We start from the raw sequence: 4,317 nt of genomic DNA, 5'->3' as shown, positions 1-4,317 counted from the left end.
CGCGAACACGCCGACGCGGTGGCGGTGAGCTTCGACGGCCAGCAACTGACCTACGCCCAGCTCAATGGCCAGGCCAACGCCCTGGCCCATGAACTGATCGCCCGTGGCGTCGGCCCGGACGTGCTGGTCGGCCTGGCCGTGGAGCGCAGCCTGGAGATGCTCGTCGGCCTGCTGGCGATCCTCAAGGCCGGCGGCGCCTACGTGCCGCTGGACCCAGCCTACCCGCAGGAGCGCCTGGCCTACATGATCGAGGACAGCGGCATCGCCTTGCTGCTGGCCCAGCCACAGGTGCTGGAGCGCCTGCCGCTGCCCGAGCAATTGCCGGTATTGCTGCTGGGCGACAGCGCCTCGCGCGACGACGACCCGGTCACCGCAGTCGGCCCGGACAACCTGGCCTACGTCATCTACACCTCCGGCTCCACCGGCAAGCCAAAGGGCACCTTGCTGGCGCACCGCAACGTGCTGCGCCTGTTCAGCGCCACCGATCAGTGGTTCGACTTCGGCCCGCAGGATGTCTGGACCCTGTTCCACTCCTACGGCTTCGACTTCTCGGTCTGGGAGATCTTCGGCGCGCTGCTCTACGGCGGCCGCCTGCTGGTGGTGCCGCAGGACGTCACCCGCTCGCCGCGCGAGTTCTACCAACTGCTGTGCGAACAGGGCGTCACAGTGCTGAACCAGACCCCGTCGGCCTTCAAGGCGTTGATGCAGGTCGCCTGCACCGAACCGGGCGAACAGCAACTGCGCCAAGTGATCTTCGGTGGCGAAGCGCTGGACGTGAAAAGCCTGCGCCCCTGGTTCGAGCGTTTCGGCGACCAGGCCCCGCAGTTGGTGAACATGTATGGCATCACCGAAACCACCGTGCACGTGACCTACCGCCCGCTGGCCCTGGCCGACCTGGAACGGGAAGCCAGCAGCCCGATCGGCGAGCCGATCCAGGACCTGTCGTGGTACCTGCTCGACGGCGACCTCAACCCGGTGCCCAAAGGCTGCGTCGGCGAGCTCTACGTCGGTCGCGCGGGCCTTGCGCGTGGCTACCTGAACCGGGGCGACCTGAGCGCGACGCGCTTCATCCCCGACCCGTTCGGCAACGACGGCGGCCGCCTGTACCGCACCGGCGACCTGGCCCGTTACCAGGCCGACGGCGTGATCGAGTACATCGGCCGTATCGACCACCAGGTGAAGATCCGCGGTTTCCGCATCGAACTGGGCGAAATCGAAGCGCGCCTGCTGGCCGACCCAGCGGTGGGCAGTGTGGCGGTATTGCCGCATGGCGAAGGCGAGGCGCTGCAACTGGTGGCCTACGTGGTGCCGAAAGATGCAGCGCTGGCCGACGCCAGCCCCGAAGCCCAGGCCGACGCCCGCGACCAGCTCAAGGCCGGCCTGCGCGGCCAGCTGCCGGAATACATGGTCCCGGCGCACCTGCTGCTGCTCGCCGAACTGCCGCTGACCACCAATGGCAAGCTCGACCGCAAGGCGCTGCCAGCCCCGGACGCGAGCCTGCTGCAACAAGCCTACGTGGCCCCGCAAAGCGACCTGGAACAGCGCCTGGCGCTGATCTGGCAGGACGTGCTCGGCGTCGAGCGGGTGGGCCTGAACGATGATTTCTTCGCCCTTGGCGGGCACTCGCTGCAACTGGTGATGCTGCTCTCGCGCCTGCGCGGCGAACTCAATGTGGAACTGAAGATCCGCGAATTCCACGGCCTGCGCACGCTTGGCGAGCTGGCCGCGCACCTGGCCCAGGACACCTCGGCGCAAGCGCGCGAGGCGGAGCTGGACCAGATCTTCGGCGTCCTGGATGAACTGGAGATGGACAATGTCTGAACACGCAGGGCGCAACCAGCAACTGGTCGAGCGCATCAAGGGGCTGGGCGGCGACAAGCGCCGCCAGCTTTTCGCCAAGCTGCACGACATGGGCATCGACGTGGCCCGGCTGCCGATCGTTCCGGCCGCTGCCGGCGAGCGCCTGCCGCTGTCCTATGCGCAGCAGCGCCAGTGGTTCCTCTGGCAACTGGAGCCCACCGCCAGTGCCTACCACATTCCCACCGCGCTGGTGCTGCGCGGCGCGTTGGACATCGCCCGCCTGCAGGCCAGTTTCGCCTGCCTGGTCGAGCGCCATGCCAGCCTGCGCACGCGCTTCGTCGAGGTCGACGGGCAGATGACCCAGGTGATCGACGCCAGCGCCCCGGTCGTCATCGAGCAGACCACGCTCGAGGCCAGCGGCGCGGACCGCGAGCAACGTCTGCGGGCCTGCGTGGCCGAGCTGACCGCGCAACCGTTCGACTTGCAGCACGGCCCGCTGTTGCGGGTGCGCCTGGCGCGCCTGGGCGAGGGCGAGCACCTGCTGGTGCTGGTGCTGCACCATATCGTCACCGATGGCTGGTCGATGTCGGTGATGGTCGAGGAACTGATGGCCGGCTACGCTGCGGTCGAAGGCCAGCTGCCGGCATTGCCGGTGCAGTACGGTGACTTCGCGGCCTGGCAGCGGCAGTGGATGGAGTCCGGTGAGCGCGAGCGCCAGCTGGGCTATTGGAAGGCCCAACTCGGCGACCCCGAGCAGGTGCTGGAGCTGCCCATCGACCATCCACGCCCGGCCAGCATGACCTTTGCCGGCGCGCGCCTGGAGGTCAGCGTGCCGCCAGCGTTGCAGCAGGGGCTGCGCACGCTGGCGCGAGGGCAGGGCGTGAGTCTGTTCGTGCTGCTGCTGGCGTCGTTCCAGGCGCTGCTGCACCGCTACAGCGGCCAGGACGAGGTCCGTGTCGGCGTGCCGGTGGCCAACCGCAACCGCCTGGAAACCGAGCGGTTGATCGGGCTGTTCGTCAACACCCAGGTGCTGGCGGCCCAGGTGCGTGGCGACGAGGGCTTCGCCGCCTTGCTGCGCCGGGTCGAGCAGCAGGTGCGCGAGGCGCAGGAGTATCAGGACCTGCCGTTCGAGCACTTGGTCGAGGCGCTGGGCGTGACGCGCAGCCTGAGCCACAACCCACTGTTCCAGGCGATGTACAACCACCAGGATGCGGTGCGTCAGGCGGATGCGCTGGCCTTGCCGGGGCTCTCGGTCGAGGCGCTGGCGTGGGATGCCGGGACCGCGCAGCTGGACCTGACCCTGGAAACCCAGGACTCGGGGCAAGCGCTGAGCGCGGTGCTGATCTACGCGAGCGATCTGTTCGAGCGCGCCAGCATCGAGCGCATGGGGCGGCACTGGATCAACCTGCTGCACGGCATCGTCGCCAACCCTGAAGCGAACGTGGCGGAGCTGCCGTTGCTGGACGCCGAGGAGCAGGCGTTGATCGTCGAGCAGTGGAACGACACCGCCGTGACCAACTACCCGCTCGATACCCCGGTGCATCACCTGATCGAACAGCAGGTGCTGGCCACCCCGAATGCCCCGGCCTTGCGCTTTGGCGCGCAGGAACTGAGCTACGTCGAGCTGAACCAGCGCGCCAACCAACTGGCGCACCAGTTGATCGCATTGGGCGTTGGCCCCGAGGTGCTGGTCGGTATCGCCGTCGAGCGCAGCCTGGAAATGGTCGTCGGCCTGCTGGCGATCCTCAAGGCCGGGGGCGCCTATGTGCCGCTCGATCCTGAGTACCCCGAAGACCGCCTGGCCTACATGATCGAGGACAGCCGCATCGGCTTGCTGCTGACCCAATCGCACCTGACGCTGCCGTGTCCCGAAGGGCTGCCGTTGCTGGCGTTGGATACCCTGTCGCTCGAAAGCTTCTCGGTAGAAACCCCCTCCGTTGAAGTCGCGCCCGAGCATTTGGCCTACGTCATCTACACCTCCGGTTCCACCGGCAAACCGAAAGGCGCTGGCAACCGTCATCGCGCGTTGACCAACCGCCTGTGCTGGATGCAGCACGCCTACGGCCTGGGCCTTGGCGACACCGTGCTGCAAAAGACCCCGTTCAGCTTCGACGTCTCGGTCTGGGAGTTCTTCTGGCCGCTGATGACCGGCGCCCGCCTGGCCGTCGCCGGTCCTGGCGACCACCGCGACCCACGCCGTCTGGTCGAGCTGATCAACGAGCACCAGGTCAGCACGCTGCACTTCGTGCCGTCGATGCTGCAGATGTTCCTGCTCGATGAGCAGGTCGCCTCCTGCACCAGCCTGCGCCGCATCGTGTGCAGCGGTGAAGCGCTGCCGGTGGATGCCCAGGACCAGGTCCTGGCTCGCTTGCCGAACGCGGGCTTGTACAACCTCTACGGCCCAACCGAAGCCGCCATCGACGTCACCCACTGGACCTGCCGCGACGAAGGCCGCGATGCCGTGCCGATCGGCCAACCGATCGCCAACCTGCAAACCTACGTGCTCGACGCTGAGCT

Annotated in this window: 2 protein-coding genes; both read left to right on the top strand. The window is 67.8% G+C overall.

Features of this window, described 5'->3' with window-relative positions:
• On the top strand, positions 1 to 1,821 hold a 1,821-nt coding region (locus tag P0Y43_RS00170), incomplete at its 5' end, for an amino acid adenylation domain-containing protein (RefSeq protein WP_275635281.1).
• The coding region (locus tag P0Y43_RS00165; RefSeq protein WP_275635280.1) for a condensation domain-containing protein at positions 1,814 to 4,317 on the top strand (2,504 nt) is incomplete at its 3' end. The genes P0Y43_RS00170 and P0Y43_RS00165, both read left to right, overlap by 8 nt.

The organism is Pseudomonas entomophila, from assembly GCF_029193575.1.
Lineage (GTDB): Bacteria > Pseudomonadota > Gammaproteobacteria > Pseudomonadales > Pseudomonadaceae > Aquipseudomonas > Aquipseudomonas entomophila_G.
This window is presented reverse-complemented; position numbering and strand designations above follow the sequence as displayed.